The sequence below is a fragment of the Micromonospora sp. CNZ322 genome (assembly GCF_007827755.1).
The window spans coordinates 586,431-606,330 of the sequence record NZ_VITD01000002.1 but is presented as its reverse complement, the minus strand read 5'-3'; the positions used below and the strand labels follow the sequence as shown (position 1 = coordinate 606,330).

At 67.7% G+C, this 19,900-nt stretch carries 11 protein-coding genes; 7 read left to right on the top strand and 4 right to left on the bottom strand.

Annotated features, from left to right (window positions below; all coding sequences use genetic code 11):
- Positions 1-307 precede the first annotated feature (307 nt).
- The 4 genes from FB453_RS07815 (at position 308) to FB453_RS07800 (ending at position 8,278) form a co-directional block, all read left to right on the top strand.
- Entirely contained in the window at positions 308-547 is a 240-nt protein-coding gene (locus tag FB453_RS07815) for a winged helix-turn-helix domain-containing protein (protein WP_089020718.1), read from the top strand.
- Between the two features lie 72 nt (positions 548-619).
- Positions 620-4,192, top strand: a complete 3,573-nt coding sequence (gene pglX, locus FB453_RS07810) for a BREX-2 system adenine-specific DNA-methyltransferase PglX (RefSeq protein ID WP_145788682.1) — start codon at positions 620-622, stop codon at positions 4,190-4,192.
- A gap of 51 nt (positions 4,193-4,243) precedes the next feature.
- Entirely contained in the window at positions 4,244-5,494 is a 1,251-nt protein-coding gene (locus FB453_RS07805; RefSeq protein WP_145788680.1) for a hypothetical protein, read from the top strand.
- A gap of 174 nt (positions 5,495-5,668) precedes the next feature.
- A complete protein-coding gene (locus FB453_RS07800; protein ID WP_145788678.1) occupies positions 5,669-8,278 on the top strand; it encodes a hypothetical protein in 2,610 nt (869 codons plus the stop codon).
- Positions 8,279-8,386: 108 nt separating this feature from the next.
- Here the strand turns inward: FB453_RS07800 and FB453_RS07795 are convergent, their stop codons facing one another.
- The 4 genes from FB453_RS07795 to FB453_RS07780 form a co-directional block, all read right to left on the bottom strand.
- Positions 8,387-8,890, bottom strand: coding sequence for a hypothetical protein (locus FB453_RS07795; protein ID WP_145788676.1), 504 nt, complete (start codon positions 8,888-8,890; stop codon positions 8,387-8,389).
- Between the two features lie 40 nt (positions 8,891-8,930).
- Positions 8,931-9,533 (bottom strand): hypothetical protein, encoded by a 603-nt coding sequence (locus tag FB453_RS07790; protein WP_145788674.1) that lies wholly within the window; start codon positions 9,531-9,533, stop codon positions 8,931-8,933.
- A 346-nt stretch (positions 9,534-9,879) separates the two neighbouring features.
- Positions 9,880-10,272: a hypothetical protein gene (locus tag FB453_RS07785; RefSeq protein ID WP_145788672.1), complete on the bottom strand. Its 393-nt coding sequence runs from the start codon at positions 10,270-10,272 to the stop codon at positions 9,880-9,882.
- 205 nt (positions 10,273-10,477) lie between these two features.
- The gene (locus FB453_RS07780; RefSeq protein WP_145788670.1) at positions 10,478-11,617 is read right to left on the bottom strand and encodes a hypothetical protein; all 1,140 of its coding nucleotides are present in this window, start codon (positions 11,615-11,617) and stop codon (positions 10,478-10,480) included.
- Between the two features lie 464 nt (positions 11,618-12,081).
- Here FB453_RS07780 and pglY point away from each other — a divergent pair, with 464 nt between their 5' ends.
- The 3 genes from pglY to brxD are packed head-to-tail and all read left to right on the top strand — an operon-like array spanning position 12,082 to position 19,894.
- Entirely contained in the window at positions 12,082-15,846 is a 3,765-nt protein-coding gene (gene pglY / locus FB453_RS07775) for a BREX-2 system ATPase PglY (protein WP_145788668.1), read from the top strand.
- Complete coding sequence (gene pglZ / locus FB453_RS07770) at positions 15,843-18,584, top strand: BREX-2 system phosphatase PglZ (protein WP_145788667.1); 2,742 nt, start codon at positions 15,843-15,845, stop codon at positions 18,582-18,584. The genes pglY and pglZ overlap by 4 nt, the downstream gene beginning before the upstream one ends.
- Entirely contained in the window at positions 18,581-19,894 is a 1,314-nt protein-coding gene (gene brxD, locus FB453_RS07765) for a BREX system ATP-binding protein BrxD (protein WP_145788665.1), read from the top strand. Before pglZ ends, brxD begins: the two co-directional genes overlap by 4 nt.
- The last annotated feature ends 6 nt before the right edge of the window (positions 19,895-19,900 follow it).

Genomic DNA, 19,900 nt, shown 5'->3' with positions numbered 1-19,900 from the left:
CCTCTCTGAGGGCAGGCGGTAGCGCGGAAGGTCCTGGTGATGGGGTCTGGAAGGGCGGGCCGTCCGCTCGGGGGCCGCGGGCGACCCGCCCGCTCCGCCCCCGCAGCCCAATTCGGCGGTACGACAGCAGAGCAGTCCGGTGGGTCGGGACGGGCACACGCACCCGCCCCGACCAGGGGATGAGCCGAACTCGTTGCCACGCGAGGAGCGGCTCCGAATCAACATAGCTAGACATGTCAGATGAGTCAACGCTGCTTGTTAGGCGCGTCGCGTTGTGATCAAATCGGATTGCCACGCGAGGAGTGCCATGCGAGAAGTGCCGGACTACTGGCGCATCGCCGATGATGTGATCGCCGACGTCAGGTCGAAGAAGTTGAAGCCCGGGGACAAGCTGCCCTCGATCGTTGAGCTGCGTGCTCGCTACGACGTCAGCCACGGGACGGTGCAGATGGCCTACGCCCGGCTGGAGGCGCTGCGGGTTATCCGGAGGCAGCAGGGCAAGGGCGTCTTCGTGACCGACCCAAAGACCTGGATGCGGGAGCCGTAGGTAGCGACCTGTCAGCCGAAACGGGCCTTACGGGTAACACCGTCACACGAGCGGGACGACTAGAGTCGGCGCGTGATCGACCGGAAACTGCTCTTGTCCGACCTGCAGAAGCAGGTCAAGAACCTGGAAAAGGACCTGCGGGAGCAGGTCGAGTCGGTCGAGGAGGTGCGCCTCCGTCTGCGTGGCGAATACGACCACGCCTTCAAGGTCGGCCGCACCGCCGCCACCTGGGCTGCCTGGCGCGATGAGCGGGTCACTCAGGCCGCTGTCGCCTGGGTGCTCGGCACGGTCTTCGTGCGCTTCTGCGAGGACAACGGCCTGCTGCCCGACCCCTACCTGGCTGGCCCGGGGGACCGTCTGGTCCTCGCTGAGGAGGCCGAGGCACAGTTCTTCCGCGACCAGCCCGACAAGACCCTCCGCGACTGGCTGCACCAGGGCTTCGACGCCATCGCCAGCACGCAGGCCGGCAAGTCGCTCTTCGACAAGCGGCACAACCCGCTGTACCAGATCCCGCTGTCCCACGACGAGGCCAAGAACCTGATCGCCTTCTGGCGTCGGCGTGGCGAGGCCGGCGGACTGGTCCAGGACTTCACCGACCCGGAGTGGGACACCCGCTTCCTCGGTGACCTCTACCAGGACCTCTCCGAAGCCGCACGCAAGACCTACGCCCTACTCCAGACCCCGGAGTTCGTCGAAGAGTTCATCCTCGACCTGACCCTCACCCCGGCGATCGCCGAGTTCGGCCACGACGTGGTCAAGATGATCGACCCTACCTGCGGCTCAGGCCACTTCGTCCTCGGTGCCTTCCAGCGGCTGCTGAAGGAGTGGGAGCAGCAAGCCCCCAACCGCGACCCCCACGAGCGGGTACGCCTCGCCCTTGATGCTGTCCACGGCGTGGACATCAACCCTTTCGCGGTAGCCATCGCCCGCTTCCGCCTCCTGGTCGCCGCGCTGGGGGCATGCGACTTCAAGAGCCTCGCCGACAGCGCTGGGTACGCCTTCCCGCTCCACTTGGCGGTCGGTGACACCCTCATCAAGCACCGGCAGCTCGACCTCTTCGGCGGTGCGGACGAGTTGGCCGACTTCCGTTACGCCACCGAGGACGGGCAGGACTATCCCGGCATTCTCGAAGAGGGCCGCTACCACGTCGTGGTCGGTAATCCGCCCTACATTACTGTCAAGGATAAGCGCCTCAACGACCTCTATCGCGCCATCTATTCCGCCTGCCACATGCAGTACGCCCTCTCGGTGCCCTTCGCCCAGCGCTTCTTTCAGCTGGCGATACCGGCCGATTCGGACGGTAGGAGTGCGGGTATGGTCGGCCAAATCACCGCTAACTCGTTCATGAAGCGTGAGTTCGGTAGAAAACTAATTGAACACGTCTTTGGCCAAGAGGTTGACTTGACGCAAGTCATCGATACCTCCGGTGCATACATTCCAGGGCACGGCACACCGACGGTGATCCTGGTGGGTCGCAACCGCAAACGTAACCGCGGTGCAACCGTGCGAAGTGTGCTCGGCATTCGGGGGGAGCCCAGCGCTCCCGCCGACCCGAGCAGAGGACTTGTCTGGCAAGCCATCGTTTCCCAGATTGACCAGGTTGACTCTGAGTCAGAGTGGGTCAGCGTTGCGGACACTCCGCGGGAGCGTCTGGCGGCCTACCCGTGGAGTCTGAGCGGTGGCGGCGCTGTAAACGTCTTGCAGCACATCGTCAGCGCATCCGAGCAGCTCCTGGCCGGGGTCATCAGCTCGACCGGGTTCATGGCGGTTACACGTGCCGATGACGTGTACCTGGTCGAGCGGTCCCTCGGGCGGCGACTGGCGGCCGAGACCCGGATTGCTCCTTTCACCACCGGCACATCCCTTCGTGACTTTAGTAACGACCCCGAAAGCGATGTCGTTTTCCCATACTCCGCCGATGGTCGGACTCCAGCGATTGGAGAAGCCGCGCGGCGGGTTCTTTGGACCTGCCGAGCGCAGCTGCGCACGCGTCAGGCCCTTTCTGGGACTCAGGAAGATCGAGGGCTTTCTTGGTTCGAATATTCCGATTTCCATCCTTCGAGATGGTCCGCTTCGATGAAGATATCCTTCGCGGTTGTTGCGACACATAACCATTTTGTTTTGGATCGCGGTGGGAAGGTCTTCAACCGGCACGCCCCGGTGATCAAGTTGCCGGAGGTGGCGTCGGAGGAAGATCATCTACGGCTGCTTGGGTTGCTCAATAGTTCAACTGCCTGCTTCTGGCTTAAGCAGGTCAGCCACGACAAGGGAATTCGTGGTGAGGGCGGCGGCTTCACGAGTGATGACTGGGAACGGTTCTACGAATTCACCGGCACCAAGCTGCAAGAGTTTCCACTTCCCCCGGCGTACCCACTAGAACTGGGCCGGAAGATTGACGGCCTGGCGCAGCGGCTCGCCACGGTGACCCCGACGGCCGTCGCGGCCGCCGGAGCGCCCACCCGTGAGTGGCTAGCTGCCGCTCGCGACGACTGGCACTCGATTCGCGCGCGGATGATCTCCTTGCAGGAGGAGTTGGACTGGCAGGTCTACTCGCTCTACGGGCTGCTGGACGAGGAGTTGACCGCCACGGCCGGCTCGGTGCCGCAGTTGAAGCTGGGGGAGCGGGCGTTCGAGATTGTTCTTGCTCGCAAGATGGCCGCCGGTGAGGCGGAGACGCAGTGGTTTGAGCGACACAAGTCGACGCCGATCACGGAGTTGCCGGCGCACTGGTCGGACGAGTACAAGGCGGTCGTGGAGCGGCGGATCGCGGTCATTGAGGGCAACCGCAACATCGGGCTGATCGAGCGGCCGGAGTGTAAGCGGCGTTGGGCCACCGACGGTTGGGAGGTCATGCAGCAGAAGGCGCTGCGCGACTGGCTGTTGGACCGGTGTGAGGCGCGGGAGTTTTGGTACCAACACGTCGATGGCCTCGAACAGCCGCGCCCGCTGACCACCGCCCAGCTCGCCGACGAGCTGCGCCGCGACGGCGACGTGCTCACCGTCGCCGGCATCTACGCGCCCGGTCAGGATCTCGGCAAGGTGATCGCCGACCTGGTCGCCGACGAGCACGTGCCGCACCTGGCCGCGTTGCGCTACAAGGACACCGGCCTGTCCAAGCGCGCCGACTGGGAGCAGGTGTGGGACCTGCAGCGGCAGGAGGACGCGCTGCCCGACGAGGCGGCGAAGCGAGAGTTCCGCAAGCAGATCCCGGTGCCGCCGAAATACACCTCTGCGGACTTCCTCAAGACCAGCTACTGGCGGCACCGGGGCAAGCTCGACGTGCCCAAGGAGCGGTTCGTGTCGTACCCGGGTGCCAGCCGCGACGGTGACCCGTCGCTGCTGGTCGGTTGGGCTGGCTGGGACCACCGCGAGCAGGCCCAGGCCCTGGCCACCCTGATCGTGGCGCGGGAGCAGGAGGACGGCTGGGCCGACGACCGGCTGCTGCCGCTGGTCGCGGGGCTGCGGGAGATCCTTCCCTGGGTACGCCAGTGGCACGGCGAGTTCGACCCGGAGTGGGGTGCCTCGCCGGCGGACATCTACGACGGGTTCCTCTCCGAGACCACCAACCGCCTGCACCTCACCGACGAGGCGCTCACGTCGTGGCGCCCGGCGAAGGCGACCCGCGGCCGCAGAGCGAAGCAGTGACCAGAGCAGAGGGCGTCGCTGTCCACCCTTCCCGCACGTCAGGAGCCGATAATGGATAACGAGATTCAGCTGATCAGTGACGGCGACGGGCTGGCGGTCATCGGGCATCCGACGGCTGTCGAACGTTTCCTCGTCTCCGAGGGGCTGCCGTCGAAGGACCTCGGACTGCCTCGGCTCGGGTCTGTCCTCAGCACCGGGGCTGCAGCCGCACAGGCAGGCTCCGAGATTGCCGCCCACTCGGGTCGCTGGGTGCAGCTGACCAAGGAATCCGCGCAGATCGTCCACAAATACGGACTGATGCAGAGCAAGACGCCGGGCGTCAGTCATGCGATGGTGGGGAATCCCGGCTCGATCAAGTCATGGCTCCAGATCTCGAAGGCGCCGGGAGCGATTGCGGGCAACCCGGCGATGCTAGCCGGCGCTGCGGGGATCATGGCGCAGCTCGCCATGCAGCAGAGCATGAAGGAAATCACCGACTATCTCGCCACGATCGACGAGAAGGTCGACGATGTGCTCCGCGCCCAGAAGGACGCCGTGTTGGCCCGCATGATCGGAGTCGGCTTCGTCATCGAGGAGGCCATGACCATCCGAGAGGCGAGGGGCCGGGTCGACGAGGTCACCTGGTCGAAGGTGCAGGGCGCACCGGCGACGATCGCAGAAACCCAGGCGTACGCGTTGCGTCAACTCGACGCGCTCGCGGAGAAGCTGGAGCGCAAGACCACGATCGGTGACCTCGCCAAGGCGGCCAGGGAAGCAGAGTCCAAGGGACAGGAGTGGCTCGTCGTCCTGGCTCGCTGCTTCCAGCTGCAGGACGCGATCGCCGTGCTCGAACTCGACCGGGTGCTGGACGCGTCGCCGGAGGAGTTGGACGGGCATCGCCTCGGGCTGAGGACTGCCCGGCAGAACCGGCTGGAACTCATCTCCCGGTGCACCGAGCGCCTGCTGGCCCGCATGGACGCGGCCGCGGGCAGAGCCAACGCCAAGGTGCTGCTGAATCCGATGGACTCCCCGGCTGTGGTGAAGTCGAGCAACCATGTCTCGATCGCCATCGTCGAGTTCCACGGGCGGCTCGGAATCGAGGGCGATCGACAGTCATCAGAGGCGAGACGATGGACGGACGCGGCCAAGGAGGTGAGGGACCAGGCGCTCGACACGGGAGCAGACGGCGTTGGTGCCGCCAAGCGCCTTGGCAACGAGACCCTCGGCCGAGCCAAGTGGGCGACGGGCAAGCTCTCCAGCCGGATCGCCGAGCGAACGCTCCGTCGGCGCGGGGACGACGAGGAACGCGACGAGAAAGCCTGAGTAGGCGTGACAGAGGCCGGCTCATCTTGCCGGCCTGCCCGCACTGGCCGACCGGAGCAGGAAACGATCGGCTCGTAGATCGATTGACGAAAACGGATGCTGAGGGCCGACCGCTCACCTTGATTTCCCTTTGGCGCCTTGTCGGGTGTCACCCCGACACGTAGAAGTGTTTCCATGAGGGTTCCTCGCCCGGGTGGTGACAATAATCAATGGGAGGCGCGCGCCGTTGAGCTGTTCACGGACCGCGAGACCGAGGCGCAGGCGTTCAAGTCCACGTTGGCGAGTTTTCGGCGGCTGATCGACCAGGACGACGAGCTGGGTACCGAACGGCGCAATGTCGTCACCTTCCACGGCCTCGGCGGCATCGGTAAGACGGCGCTGTCGGAGCGACTGGAGGCGTGGGTCGAGCGCGACCTGCCACTCGTCAACGGCTGGGGCCCCCCGCCATCCACGAAGGTGGACGCGGTCGTCCGCTTCGATCTGCACGCCTCCGCCGGCCAGGTCGACATGACGGCACTGCTGCTCGCCCTGCGCACGGGCGTGGCAAGCATTCGCCGCCGGTGGCCGCTGTTCGATCTTGCGTTCGCGGCGTACTGGTCCGCCGTGCGCCCCGGCGATCCCCTGCCGAGCATCGACAGCCGCAGCGAGTACGCCGAGGTCGTCGCCGACACGACCAGCAACATCCTCAACGATCTCGGATCGGTGGGCGAGTACGTCACCGGCACTCCCGTCGGCCTCGGCGTGTGGGGAGTGCGCAAGATCGTCGGTGTCCTGCGCAGGCGGAGGGACATCCGGCTCGGCGTTGAGTCGTACACCGGCTTCGAGGACTTTCTCCTGCGCTGCGCGGACGAACCCAGCCCCACCGAGTCGCGGCCCGCGCTCGCCTGTGAGATCGCGGCGCTCCTGTCCTGGGAGCTGGCGAGGATGACACCGTCCCCGCTCGTGGCGGTGTTCATCGACACCACCGAGCGCCTCACGCTGGACCCGAGAAGAGTGGCCGAAAGCCATTTGAATAGGCTGATCCACCGCTCGCCCAACGTCCTGTTCGTGCTGACCGGGCGCTACGAGCTGGACTGGCACCGGGAGAGCCGGACCGACCTGCTCCATCGGGGCCCGTGGACCTGGCCCGGCCTGGTTGCGGGAGCGCAGAAGTCACCGCGACAGCACTCCGTCGATGATCTCTCACCAGCCGACGCGCGGACGTTCATCGAGCGTGCCCGGCGTCAGCTCGACCTGCCGATGAGTGACGAGGTGATCGAGGAACTGGTCCGATCGTCGGCCGGGCTGCCGCAGTATCTCGAACTCGCCCGCCAGGTGGCAATCTCCATCAAGCAGGCGGGTCAGGGCCGCATGGTTCAGATCGCCGACGTGGCGGGAGGGCTCGGCTCGCTGGTGATGCGCGTCCTCGACGACATTCCGGCCGACGAGCAGCGGGCGATCCGCGCCGCCTGCCTGTTCCGCGTCTTCGACACGGCACTCATCGCGGCGGCCGCCGACGTCGACCACGGGTGCGCCGAACGTGCCGTGACCCGTCCCATGATCGAACGGCACGACAGCGGACGGTTCCCGTACCGCCTGCACGACGCAGTGCGAGAGGCCATCCGCCGCACCGACCACCAGGTCACCGGCGGCTGGTCCGAGCGCGACTGGGAGTTGGCCGCCACTCGCGCCGCGGTGGCGGCGCGGCAGATGCACGATGACGCCAAGGCAATAGAGGAGAACACCGGGGTCCTCGATGCGATCGGCATCGCCATCGAACTGGTGTGCGAGCAGAACACGACCCTTGAGCCCTCGCGAAGTCCCTCCTACGCGGACTGGCTGTCCAGCGCTGTGGTCTTCAGCCCTGCCGTGCAGGGCCTGAGCACCCGGGTGCCAGCCGGGAGCAGGACCGAGTACGGCCGGCACGTCCTGAACTTCATCACCGCCAAATCGCTCGACACGGCCGTCGAGGAACGACTGCGGCTCCTGCGGGAGATCTCCCGCGCAGATCATCCGTTGCGCCAAGTCGCTCACCGGCATCTCGGCTACACCCTGAAGTCGCAGTGCCGCTGGGAAGAGGCGCTGGCGGTTTTCGACGAGCTTGTCGAGGAGGAGCCGTCTGAACTCCACCTCGGGCAGCGACCGCAGGCCCTGAGCACGGCGCGCCGATTCGTCGATGCCCGAGACGTCGCCGTGGGCCTTCGGGTCCGAGCCTTGATTACTCGTAGCCAGGAGTATGCACACGGTCGGCCTCGTCGGTACTTCGAGGAGATCGGCGAGAAGATGTTGAAGCTGCGGCGCTCCGGGCGCCAGCGTGAGTACCTCGAGGAATTCGGGCTCTACCTCGAACGTCGGGCTCTCCTGCATGACGACCTCGACGTCGAGGAGGTCAACAACTTCCGCGACGACGCCGAGCTGGCCGGCCATACCGTCGCTACCCGGTGCGCTCTGCTGGCCACGGTTCTTCTACACCGATCCGACCCGACGGAAGCGTCCATCCTGCTCGACCGGCTCAAGAGCCTCGATCAGGCGTCCGGGCTCACCGGCGCGATCGGCTTCCGATACGCGTTGGCGGAGTTCTGCGACGCGCGACTCGCCGACGACTGGGACCGGTTGGCAGCGTTGCGGCAGGAGATCGACCGAGTACCCATCCGTACCCGCCCGTGGGTTCCGGTCGAGTGCTTCCTTGAATCGGTCGGCCTGCCCGTACGTCCCGTGCCGACCCAGTGGACCGAGCCGTACGACGTCGTCCGTCGGCGATGGGAGGACCACCTACGCGCCTACCTGACCCGCCACGGGTCATAGATCTGCTGAGGGTGGAGAGGACGGGGTGGGCATGATGGGCAGCGGAGCAGGCGGACGAGCCGACGGCGGAACGAGGCTTGGACGACCAGGGGCCTTTCCTGACACCGCCTACATCAGGGAGCGGATGAGGAGGTGGTTCGCCTCAGTGGCGTTCCAGTCGTAGGGACGCCCCGTCACCCCGGCTGCGGTCAGTTGCTCGCGGCTCTGCCGTGCGATGACGGGCAGGTTCTCGACGATCACCTGCATCATTCCTGGTACGTCGTACAGGACCGAGGCGAGCGCCCGGTGCTGCACCAGGACGGCCCAGCCTGCCTCCGCGTCGTGAAGGAAGTGCGGGAAGGTGGGATTGTCGCGAGTGAGGACGTTGCAGATGCTGAGGACCTTGAGCGGGTCTTGAGGAAGGTCCTGGAGGACCCCCGAGGTCACGTTCAACATGGACTCGTTGCCGCCGCCGGAAACCGAGATGACGACGTAGTCTGCCGGCCCGAACGGGACTCCGACGCCGACCCCCATGACGAACGGATCGAGTTCGGTGTACCGCAGACCGATCTTGGTGAGGGCATTCTTCACCTGTTCGAGTTGTTGACGTGCCAGATCCAGCAGGTGGTCCATCGGTGATCCTTCGTAGACAGGGCAGAGGTTGGTTACGTGGTCAGCGGTCCAGAATCCGTTGTGCCGCCGCCTTCACCTCTGAAGAGATCGCGTATCCGGCATCCAGGACGTCGATTGCACATTTCATCCGAACGTCGCCGATCCGCACGGCACCACTGACATTGCCGACCACCTGCTGGTTCACGGCGTGATCGGGCAGGGCCAGCACCGCGACCGAGTAGACCTCCTGAGCGACTTCGGTCGGCGGGGGCGCCAACATCATGTCGGTCGTGTCGGCCAAGCCGACCTTGTCGCGCAGTTGGGTGTCCCAGATGTTGACGAACAGGGCGATGGCGGCGATGAGGGCCGCGTCTCCTGCCGAGCGTGCTTCTCGACAGACGGCGGCGAGCCATTGCCACGGGCGATCGATGCCCGTCTGGCCGGTCTCGTGGATGTTCCTCATCGCTGTTTCCAGATCCGCTGGGCCGCCGCCGGCGCGCGACACCGCCAGTGCTGTCCGCCGCATGCTCGCGTCGTTGCCGACCACCACGAGAAAGTCTTGAACGACTCGCCGGGCGACGTCCAGATCATCCCGGGTCGCCGACGGGGGCGGCGGTGGTAAAACCCTTGCGGTCTGCTTGTCTTTCCTGCCGAACAAACCCATCCATTCCTCCAGGCGTGTGGAGTCCTCTCCGAGCACGAATACTGAGCAGGTTTGCCCAGCTCCGAAGGCCCCTGACCTGGCCAGCTCGGACAGATCAGGGGCAGCTATGGCTCGGCTGTTCAGGAACAGGTTCCCCATTGACAGTTGTGGCCCGAGGGCTTCCGCCTGAGCCCTTCAGCCTCCTTGCACCACGCGCACTTCGATCTGCCTGCCTTGACGCATGCACAGCCCACGTTTGCCTCCTGTTTCACTTGGTGGCGCGTCACCCGCGCCAGTTCTTCTCGAAGACCAGCCGCCACGCCTGCTTCGTGTCGGCTTCGCCTGCCTGCCCTCGACGCGTCACGCTTCAGTACCGGTCGGCCCCGGTGAGAAGTTGCTCAAGGCGGTCGGCGGTCGAGGTCACGAGCGCCAGTGGCCGTTCGAACTCGTTGATGTTCAGGTTGAGCAGCGGCACGGCGTGGCGGAACGTCACCATGTCGCCCACGACGGACATCCCACCGCAGACCGTGTTTCCAATCTCGAGCAGCGCCTGCACCACGTTGACCGAGTGCAACTCCCCGAAGGGCGACTCGATCTGCACCCACTCCTCGGAGCCGTCCGCCAGGGTGACATGGCAGAGCAGCACCACCTGCGAACGGAGGTTCCCGGTCTCGAAGACGAGCTTGATCAGGTCTTGCTGGTCATCGGAAATCTTGTAATTCGACCGTACGTAGGATTTGAGGTCGGCCCAAGTCGCCATGTTGACCCTCCTATGCCGTTCTTGGCGGAGAAGGCGCATGCGTCAGAACTAATTGCTCGGTCGCACCGGCCTTCTGCCCATCGTCCGGGCAAAAGTGAGTGCACTCCACTTACAGGGAAACCGCAACCCCTGATTCACGCGCTATACAAGATCTGTCAATTCGACGACGACTTTCGGACGAAATTGCGTTGGAGCTTCGGGTGGCTCAATCGGCCGCTCGGTTGCCGTCGTCCGGACATTGCGGCTCTCCATCCCCATTGTGGCTGGATTGGCCGCGGTCGCGGGGCCGACCCGAGGTCAGCCGTTCGTAGAACGCGCGGCAGCGATTTTTCCAGTCCAATTCCGCCTCGCTCGTCAGGCAGCGCGTGAGCAGGGAACACACGCCGTCGACCACCTCGGGATCGGTGATGCGCTGCTCGTACGTCTCGAGGGTTTCGGCCAGCCGGCGGCGGGCACCGGACTCGACAAGTTCGAGCGTGGCCATCGCGCGAACGGCGGCGGGCAGATCGATGTCGACCAGCGCCGGGATGAGGCGTCTGGCGACGCCGACGTCAGCGGCCCGGTTCGCCACCGAGATGCAGTGCGCGAAGAAGTCCGGATCGGCGGGCCGGGGTGCGTAGAGCTGCGGTAGCAGCTCGATCGCGAGTCGCTGTACGCCCTGCTCCATGCTGGACATCAGCGCGATGATGATCTCCTCGTCTGCGGCACGGTGCGCGGCGAGCACGCGGATCGCCTGCTTACGGGCGATCTTGTTCTCGAACTCGTCGACCGCGATTTCAGCGCCGACCAGTAGTTCGGACCGGCTGAGCCGAGTGCGCTCATTGAACAGCCGGACCACCGCAGCCCGCTTGTTGCGCTCCTCCATCTGGCGTAGGGCCAGTTCCGTCAGTCTGGACAGCTGACTCTTGAAGCGGTCCTTGAAGCCTCCGTAAGAGAACGGGACGATGGTCAGCCGTCGCTCTGACTCCACCTCGCTGAGGATGTCGACAAGCTTCTGCTTGTCGGGGTCGAGGATTCCGGCAGCCTCTCTGGTGAGAGTCTTGTACACCTGGTAGGTCCGATCCAGGCAGAAGACCAGGGTCGGCTTCCCGATGGCCAGCGCCTCCCGCAGCTCCGTCCTCCAAGTGATCTCTCCGTACGCCTCGACGATGACGAACACGCACACATGTGCGTGCTGCACGGTGTCGCGCGAGTTGGTCTCCCAGCTTGCCTGCGCATGGTTGACGTGCAGGATGTCTCCGGACAGGTAGTGCCAGACCTCCGCGTCAAAGCCGTTGGCGACGTGGATGAAGTCCTCGCGGTAGCGCTCTGTGTCGTGGGCGCCGCACAACATGATCCGTAGCATCAGCCCACCGCCCACTTCACTACGCGCCGATGCGGAACTCGAACAGCGCCGCGGGGATGAAGTTCCACGAGAACTCCCTTCTGCTCTACATGTCCACACCGGATTTGGCGCAGCACTTCGCATCGCTTCTGGACGGAGCTCGAGGACGCTGAGGCGGCTGGCCGATGGCCTGCCCATCGGCCAGCGCAGCTGCGGTAGTGGCAGCGCGGGTCGCACACAGTGACCGGATCACGAGGGGCGACCGTCGGCTTGTGGCTGATCGGCGGCGTGGGAATGCAAAGTCTTGTCAGCTTCGTGACGCCCTGTCAATGACATGTACCGGACAGTGCCTCTGCCGATCGTTCATTGCCCCGGACGGTTCGTGTGAAGGGGTACGCCTGTTCGTACCAGAGCCCGTGGCGGTGTGGACCCGCTCCACACCCAGGGCGGATGCGATCAGCACCTCCCTCGGTACGGTATGCAGCATGTCTTCGCCCACCCCCGCGCCGCTGCTCCGGGACTACATCGACATCCCGGAGCGCACGAGCATGAGCGATTTCGTGCTCAAGCTTGCCGACAGTGTCGCCGACGCCGATGCCACCCTCCGCGACTACGTCGTCACGGACCGGCTGGTCGGCAACTTCGACGAGGCGCTCGGGTTGATCCGTTCTGCGGTCGAGGGACACGCCTCCAAGGCCGCCTATCTGCACGGCTCCTTCGGCTCCGGCAAGTCGCACTTCATGGCCGTGCTGCATGCGCTGCTGCGCGGCGAGCCCGCTGCCCGTGGCCGCGACGAGTTGGCCCCGTTGGTCGCCAAGCACAGCGTCTGGCTGGACGGCCGCAAGTTCCTGCTGGTGCCGTACCACCTGCTCGACGCGCGCTCGCTGGAGCAGCGGGTGCTCGGCGGCTACGTCGACCGGGTCCGCGCCCTGCACCCCGAGGCGCCCATCCCGGCGGTGCACCGCACCGATGCGTTGCTGGAGCAGGCCGCCTCGCTGCGCGAGAAGATCGGCGACAAGCAGTTCATCGACGGCCTGCCCGGCGGGGACGTCGAGGACGAGTGGGGCGAGAGCGAGACGTTCTGGACGTCCGAGCGGCTGGACCAGGCGTTCGCCGGCGCGTACTCCGACGAGCTGCGCCGCAAGCTCGTCAACGACCTGCTGACCAGCTGGAACAAGGGCTTCTTCAGCAACGCCCGGGAGGACGCCGAGGCGTTCGTCTCGCTCGACCGGGGCCTGACCGAGATCAGCCGGCACGCCAAGGAACTCGGCTACCACGGCCTGATCCTCTTCCTCGACGAGCTGATCCTCTGGCTGGCCAACTCCATCGGCGACCAGCAGTTCGTCTCCCGGGAAATCCAGAAGATCACCAACTTCGTCGAGGGCGGCGACACCCGCCGGCCGATCCCGGTGGTCAGCTTCATCGCCCGCCAGCGCGACCTGCGCGAACTCGTCGGTGAGGAGGTCACCGGCGCCAACGAGCTGAGCTACCAGGACACGCTCAACCTGGCCAGCGGCCGCTTCGACGTCATCAAGCTGGAGGATCGCAACCTTCCCGAGATCGCCCGCCGCCGGCTGCTCAAACCCCGCGACACCACGGCCGGCGAGGCGATCGGCAGGGCCTTCGACGCCACCACCAAGGTACGGCGGGAGGTCTTCGACACCCTGCTCGGCACCGACTCGGGCAGCGGCGCCGACATCGACGCCTTCCGGTCGACGTACCCGTTCAGCCCGGCGTTCCTTTCCACGCTGGTGCACGTCTCCAGCGCGCTGCAGCGCTCCCGCACCGCGCTCAAGCTGATGCGGCAGCTGCTGGTCGACCGCCGCGACACCCTGCGCCTCGGTCAGCTCGTCCCGCTCGGCGACCTTTATGACGTGATCAGCGGCGGCGGCGACCAGCCCTTCACCGAGAAGCTCAAGGCCGAGTTCGAGATGGCCCAGAAGCTCTACGACCTGAAGCTGCGCCCCTACCTGCTCGGCCAGTACGACCTCACCGACGACGACCTGGACGCCGTCCGACGCGGCGACGCACAGCCCGCCGAGATGGTCGGGCGTATCCGGGCCTTCACGGGCGACGATCGGCTGATCAAGACGTTGCTGCTCGCCGCCCTGGCCCCCAGCGTTCCGGCGCTGCGCAACCTCACCGCCCGACGCCTCTCGGCGCTCAACCACGGGAGCATCACCAGCCCGATCCCCGGGGGCGAGGTCGCCCAGGTCAACCGGAAGCTCGCCGACTGGGCCGGCCGGTTCGCCGAGATCCGCATCGGCGAGGGCGACGACCCGATCGTGTCGCTGGAGCTGGTCGGCGTGGACGTCGACAGCGTCCTCGCCACCGCCAAGCACTACGACAACGAGGGTGCTCGCAAGCACATCGTCCAGCGGCTGCTCTGGCAGCAGCTCGGCGTGCCGTGGAGCGACTCGTTCTTCGCCGAGGCGGGGCTGACCTGGCGGGGGAGTCGTCGCACGGTCGAGCTGGTCTACGGCAACGTCCGCGACCCGCACGACATCCGGGACGAGGCGTTCCACCCGAACGACCCGGCCGGCTGGCGGATGATCATCGACTACCCGTTCGACGACGGCAGCCACGGCCCGGCCGACGACCGGCAGCGCGTGCAGGAGCTTTCCAGCCGGATGAGCCCCCGCACCGTTTGCTGGATCCCCGCCGCGCTGACCATCGAACGCCGTACCGAGCTGGGCAAGCTCGTCATCATCGACAAGCTTCTCGAAGGGCAGCGCTTCGACAGCCACGCCGAGCACCTCAACCCCGACGACCGGCGCCGGGCGCACGCCGCGCTGACCAACCAGCGCAGCGCGCTGCTGGCCAAGATGCAGGCCGTGCTGCGCCAGGCGTACGGGTTGGCCGGCAAGCAGCCCACCGACGTGCAGCTCGGATTCGACGACCACCTCCAGTCCCTCACCCGCGCCCTGGAGCCGAAGCTGCCCATGGGCGCCACCTTTAACGACGCGCTGCGCAGCATCGGCGACCAGATGCTCGGCCAGCAGTTCCCGGCCCACCCGGACTTCGACCCCGACCGCAAGGGCGAGGCCGTACGTCTGCCTGACGTCAAGGTCGTCCTCGACCACGTCCGGCGGGCCGTCGAGTCACCGGAGGGACGCGTCGAGGTCGAGCGGGCAAACCGGCAGACCCTGCGCCGGATCGCCAACCCGCTTCAGCTCGGCACCATGCACGAGGCGGCGTTCGTCATCGAGGGGCAGTGGACCCAGCACTTTCACCGCCGGGCCGCCGCCGAGGGCATCACGGGCGACCTGCGGGTGGCCGACCTCCTGCGCTGGATCGACGACCCGAGCCCTCGGGGTCTCGACCCGATCGTCGCGCAGCTGGTGGTGGCGACCTTCGCCGAGCAGACCGACCGTGCGTTCCACCTGCACGGCAGCGAGGTGATCCCCGCTCCGGAGCTAGGCAGGATCACCGCCGATCACACGCTGCGCGAGCAGCGTCTGCCAGGCGAGGAGGACTGGGACATCGCCCGTGCCCGGTCCGCCGCGGTTTTCGGAGTTCAGCCGCTCGCCCTGCGCCGGGGTCGGCTGGTGGCGATGTTCGGCCGGGACCTGGTCACCAGTGCGACTCGTCATCGTGAAGCCGCTCACGGGTTGGTCGCTCGCCTACAACAGCACGCCAGCTGGCTGAAGATCGATCAGGAGTCCGGCCGGCTCGCCACGGCCAGGGCCGCCGCTGACCTGTTGGAGACGCTGGTCAACGGACGGTCGGCGGTGGAGGCGGTCGAACGGCTCGCCCGCGCGGAACTCGCCGGCCCCGCCGACCGCACCGGTCGGAGCATCAGCAGCGCTTCGCAGGTGTCGGCGGCGTTGGCCGCCGCGCCCTGGGACACCTTCGAGATCGTGGCTGGTCTGCCTGAGCCGCACGCGGCCGAAGCGGCTGCGATCTTCGCCGAGCTGCGCCGGGTGGCGCAGGCTGACGAGCTGACCTCGCCACTCGCCCCGGCCCTGCGCCGCGCCCAAGGCGACGCGACCGCACTGTTGCGTCGCGCCACCCGCAAGCCGGAAATCGTTTACGTGCCCGGACGTGACGAGGGCAAGGACGAAATCGTCCAACCGCGCCGCCCGATCGACGAGGAGACGCCTCGGATTCCAGAGGGCGAGGTCGGCAAGCCGAGTGGGCGGATCTCGGTGGCGGCCGGCGACCTCGACCGAGCCGTGGAGCAACTGCGTGCCTTCGCCGCTGACCAGGGTGACGCGACCATCGAGGTGACCTGGAGAATCGTGTCGTGACTCAGGCACCTGCCGCCGCTCAGGCGCTGCGGATCAACCCGGTGGCGCTGCGGCAGAAGGTGGCGCAGCAGCTCGAACGGCACCGCAACGGCGACGCGTACCCGGTGATGGTCGTGCGGGCCGAACCGGCGTGGCCGCACGACCCCATGGTGCTGCTGCCCGATGGACGTCCGATCCGGGTCGTGCCGTGCGTGTCGCCGCTCGCCGTCTGGGAGCACCTCGTCGCCGAGCGGGGCGACGAGGTGCTGGTGCTGCTCACCGACGTCCCGGAGTCTGTGCTGCACCACGGCGTGCGGAGCCGGATCTTCCGGCAGCGGGTCATCACCGTCGAGCCGTGGGACCTGGTTGTCGACGCGTTCGGCGCGCAGGTGCCGGACAGCGCGCTGGAACGCGAATCGTGGGCCGGTGTGGCGCTGCTCGACGCGATGCCGCCGGCCGGCTGGCCGAAGCTCACCACCCGTGTGTTGACCCGGGACGTCGCGCTGCGGCACCTCGCCGCGGTGCGTCTCGGCCTCGATCATCGGGGCGAGGCCCCGGACGACCTCGATGTGACGACCCTGCTGCGCTGGAGCGCGGAACCGGGCGCCGTCGAGGCGTACAGGTTGCTGCGGGAGGCCGAACGGGACGGGCTCGCCCGTTGGCTGGTGGAGCAGTTCGGCCGACCGGCCAAGGCGTTGTTCGCGCTTATCGCGGCCGGACACGGCGCGGAAGCCCTGCCGCTGGGCCTGGTCTGCGACGCGCTCTGGAGTACTGACAGCGCCGACGCGGTACGCGCCCAGGGGCGCGTCGACCAGTACTTCGGCAACCTCAACGACGATGCGACAGTGCGCGGATTCGCGGCGGCCGCCGTGCAGGTGGTCAGCGCGCTGCTCAGCGCACCGGTGCCGGAGGTGCAGCGACAGGGGCACGCCGTCCTCGACCGCGCCGAGCAACTGCTCATCCAGTTCAACGCGGTCAGCAGCGCCGGCCACAGCCCGATCCTGCGGACCGGGTTCACCCGGCGGATCGCCGCCGCCGCCCAGGCGCTGCTCGCCGCTTTGCGTGACCCGGCGAACCCGGTGCTCGACCAGGCCGTCGAGCACCTCGCCGAGCACCGGCTCGCCGACATCGAAGGCGAGCGGGTTCGCCGCATCGAGATGGCGCAGCGGCTCGTCCGCTGGTTGGGCACGGCGGTGGCAGCGCCGGAGAGTGTCGCGGACGGCGTGGACCGGCAGATAGCCGAATGGGGCTGGGTGGACCTCGCCCTCAACCACGTGTGGGCGGGCGAGGACGCCCACCCGGAGCTGCAGCACGCGTTCCGGGAGATCCACGAGCGGGCGCACCAACGTCGCCGCGACCTCGACGGAGCCTTCGCCGGCCGGCTGGCTGCCTGGGCCACCGCGGGCCCCGGCAACGACGGTGGCCTGCTGACTGTGGAAAACCTGCTCCCGCGGGTGATCGACCCGCTGATCCGCGCGGACCGGCCGGTGCTGCTCGTCGTGCTCGACGGCATGAGCGCCGCGGTCGCCGTGCAACTGGCCGATCAGCTGTCCCCGCACTGGGTGGAGTACGACCCGCTCGCCGGGTCCGGCGCGGGCCAGCGGCGAGGGATCGTGGCCGCCCTGCCCACGCTGACCGCGGTTTCCCGTACGTCGCTCTTCGCTGGCGCGCTGCGAGGCGGCAAGCAGGAGCACGAGATCAGGCTCTTCGCCGACGGCCGGTGGGGCAGAGACTCTCGGATCTTCCACAAGGGCCCGGCGCGCGGCGGAGCGGGGGAGGTGCTGGCCGGCGGACTGGCTGAGGCGGTGTCTGGTTCGGCACCCGTCGTCGCCGTCGTGATCAATACGGTGGACGACTCCCTGGCGTACGGTCGGGAGGGCAACGAGGCCGGCTGGCAGCTCGATGACCTCGGCTTCCTGCGGAGCCTGCTCGACCAGGCCCGTTCCTCCGGGCGGGCGGTCGTCATCACCAGCGACCACGGCCACGTGCTTGAGCGGGGCGGCGAGCACGTCAAGGCGCTCGACGCCGCCTCCGCGCGGCACCGCACCGGCCCAGGGCCCGCCGGTCCCGGCGAGGTCGAGCTGACCGGCCCCCGCGTCGTCGCGGACGGCAACCGCATCATCGCGTTGTGGGATCCACTGCTGCGGTACCGCCCGAGCAAGGCCGGCTACCACGGAGGTGCCTCGCTCGCCGAGGTGACCATTCCGTTGCTGGCCTACCTGCTGCCCAACGTGACCGAGCCGCCGGTCGACTGGGCACCCGTCGAGGAGCGCCGGCCGGACTGGTGGGAGCCGACGACTGCCGCGCCGGTGCCGGTTGCCCCGGCGCGGCAGACGCCCGTACCGAAGGCACGCCGGAAGGCGCCCGCGGCCGCAGGTGAGGCGCTGTTCGACGTACCCGAAAGCACCACGGTGCCCGCAGCGGCGCCGGCTGCTGGCGCCGGTGACCTGGTGGACGCGTTGCTCGCCACCGAGCTGTTCGAGGCGCAGCACGGCCTGACCCCGCGCCGGTTGGAGGTCAAGAAGATTCAGGCGGCGCTGCGGGCGCTGGTGGACGCCAAGGGCGTGCTGCCGGTGGCCGTGCTGGCCCAGCGGGCCGGCGAGGTGCCGGCTCGTGCCACCGGATTCGCCACCACCCTGCAGCGGATCTTCAACGTGGACAACTACCCGGTGCTGTCGCTGACCGACAACAATCGGACCGTCCGGCTGGACATCCGCCTGCTGCGGGAGCAGTTTCGGCTGTCCGGAGGGTCTTCGTGAGTGCGGTCAGCCCGGCCCGCCGGCGTGAGGTGATCGACGCACTTCGGCGAGGTGCGGTGCCGTCGGCCGGACTGGATCTTTTCGCCGTGGGGCTGGACCGGTTCGGCGCCGCGATTGGGGCGGACCTGGACACCGTCGCCGCCGGCGGTTCCGTCTTCAAAGCGGTCCGTGGTGAGTACGGATCCGGAAAGACGTTCTTCACCCGGTGGATCGCCGAGCGGGCGAAACGGGCCAACCTCGCGACCGCGGAGGTGCAGGTCTCGGAGAACGAGACGCCGCTGCACAAGCTCGAGACGGTCTACCGCCGACTCACCGAGCGGCTCACCACCTCGACGTTCTCGGCCAGTGCCCTGCGACCGGTGGTGGACGGATGGTTCTACGCGTTGGAAGAAGACGTCCTGGCAGCGGGGGACGTCGCGCCCGATGACACCTCCGCCCTCGACCGAGCGGTTGAGGGCCTGCTCGACCAGCGCCTCGCAACGGTCAGCCGAAGCGCCCCCGCCTTCGCCGCGGCGCTTCGCGGCTACCGGGCCGCCACCGCACTGGGCGACTCGGCCACCGCTGACGCGGTTCTCGCCTGGCTCGGCGGACAGCCGCACGTCGCCGCCGCCGCTCGGCGGGTCGCCGGCGTCCGTGGCGACCTCGACCACTTCGCGGCACTGAGCTTCCTGCAGGGCCTGCTCGCGGTGCTGCGTGACAGCGGGCACCCCGGTCTGTTGCTGGTACTCGACGAGGTGGAGACGCTGCAACGGGTCCGGTCGGACGCCCGCGACAAGGCGCTGAACGCGCTGAGGCAGCTCATCGACGAGGTGCACTCGGGGCGGTTCCCGGGGCTGTATCTGGTCATCACGGGCACCCCGGCCTTCTACGACGGCCCGCAGGGCGTGCAGCGGCTCGCACCGCTGGCCCAGCGGCTCGCCGTCGACTTCACCACCGATCCGCGCTTCGACAACCCGCGCGCGGTGCAGATTCGCCTGCCGGGTTTCACCGTCGACTCGCTCGTCGAGTTGGGCGGTCGGGTCCGCGACCTGTACGCGGACGGATCGGCGGCGCCGGAGCGGGTGTCCGCGCTGGTTGACGATGCGTACCTCGATGCCCTGGCCCGTGCGGTCGCCGGCGGGTTGGGCGGCAAGGTGGGGGTGGCGCCGCGCCTGTTCCTCAAGAAGCTGGTGGGGGAGGTGCTCGACCGGGTGGACCAGTTCCCCGAGTTCGATCCCCGGCAGCACTACGCCCCGACCCTGTCGACGACCGAGATGACCGACGTCGAGCGCAACGCGAACAGCGCCGACGAGATCGCGCTCGAGCTGTAAGGGCTT

What these genes read in the sequence shown, in the direction of transcription:
- FB453_RS07785 (WP_145788672.1), bottom strand. Translation starts at nt 10,272, where the DNA reads ATGGCGACTTGGGCCGACCTCAAATCCTACGTACGGTCGAATTACAAG.
- FB453_RS07795 (WP_145788676.1), bottom strand. Translation starts at nt 8,890, where the DNA reads ATGGACCACCTGCTGGATCTGGCACGTCAACAACTCGAACAGGTGAAG.
- pglY (WP_145788668.1), top strand. Translation starts at nt 12,082, where the DNA reads ATGTCTTCGCCCACCCCCGCGCCGCTGCTCCGGGACTACATCGACATC.
- FB453_RS07780 (WP_145788670.1), bottom strand. Translation starts at nt 11,617, where the DNA reads ATGCTACGGATCATGTTGTGCGGCGCCCACGACACAGAGCGCTACCGC.
- FB453_RS07805 (WP_145788680.1), top strand. Translation starts at nt 4,244, where the DNA reads ATGGATAACGAGATTCAGCTGATCAGTGACGGCGACGGGCTGGCGGTC.
- FB453_RS07790 (WP_145788674.1), bottom strand. Translation starts at nt 9,533, where the DNA reads ATGGGTTTGTTCGGCAGGAAAGACAAGCAGACCGCAAGGGTTTTACCA.
- FB453_RS07815 (WP_089020718.1), top strand. Translation starts at nt 308, where the DNA reads ATGCGAGAAGTGCCGGACTACTGGCGCATCGCCGATGATGTGATCGCC.
- FB453_RS07800 (WP_145788678.1), top strand. Translation starts at nt 5,669, where the DNA reads ATGAGGGTTCCTCGCCCGGGTGGTGACAATAATCAATGGGAGGCGCGC.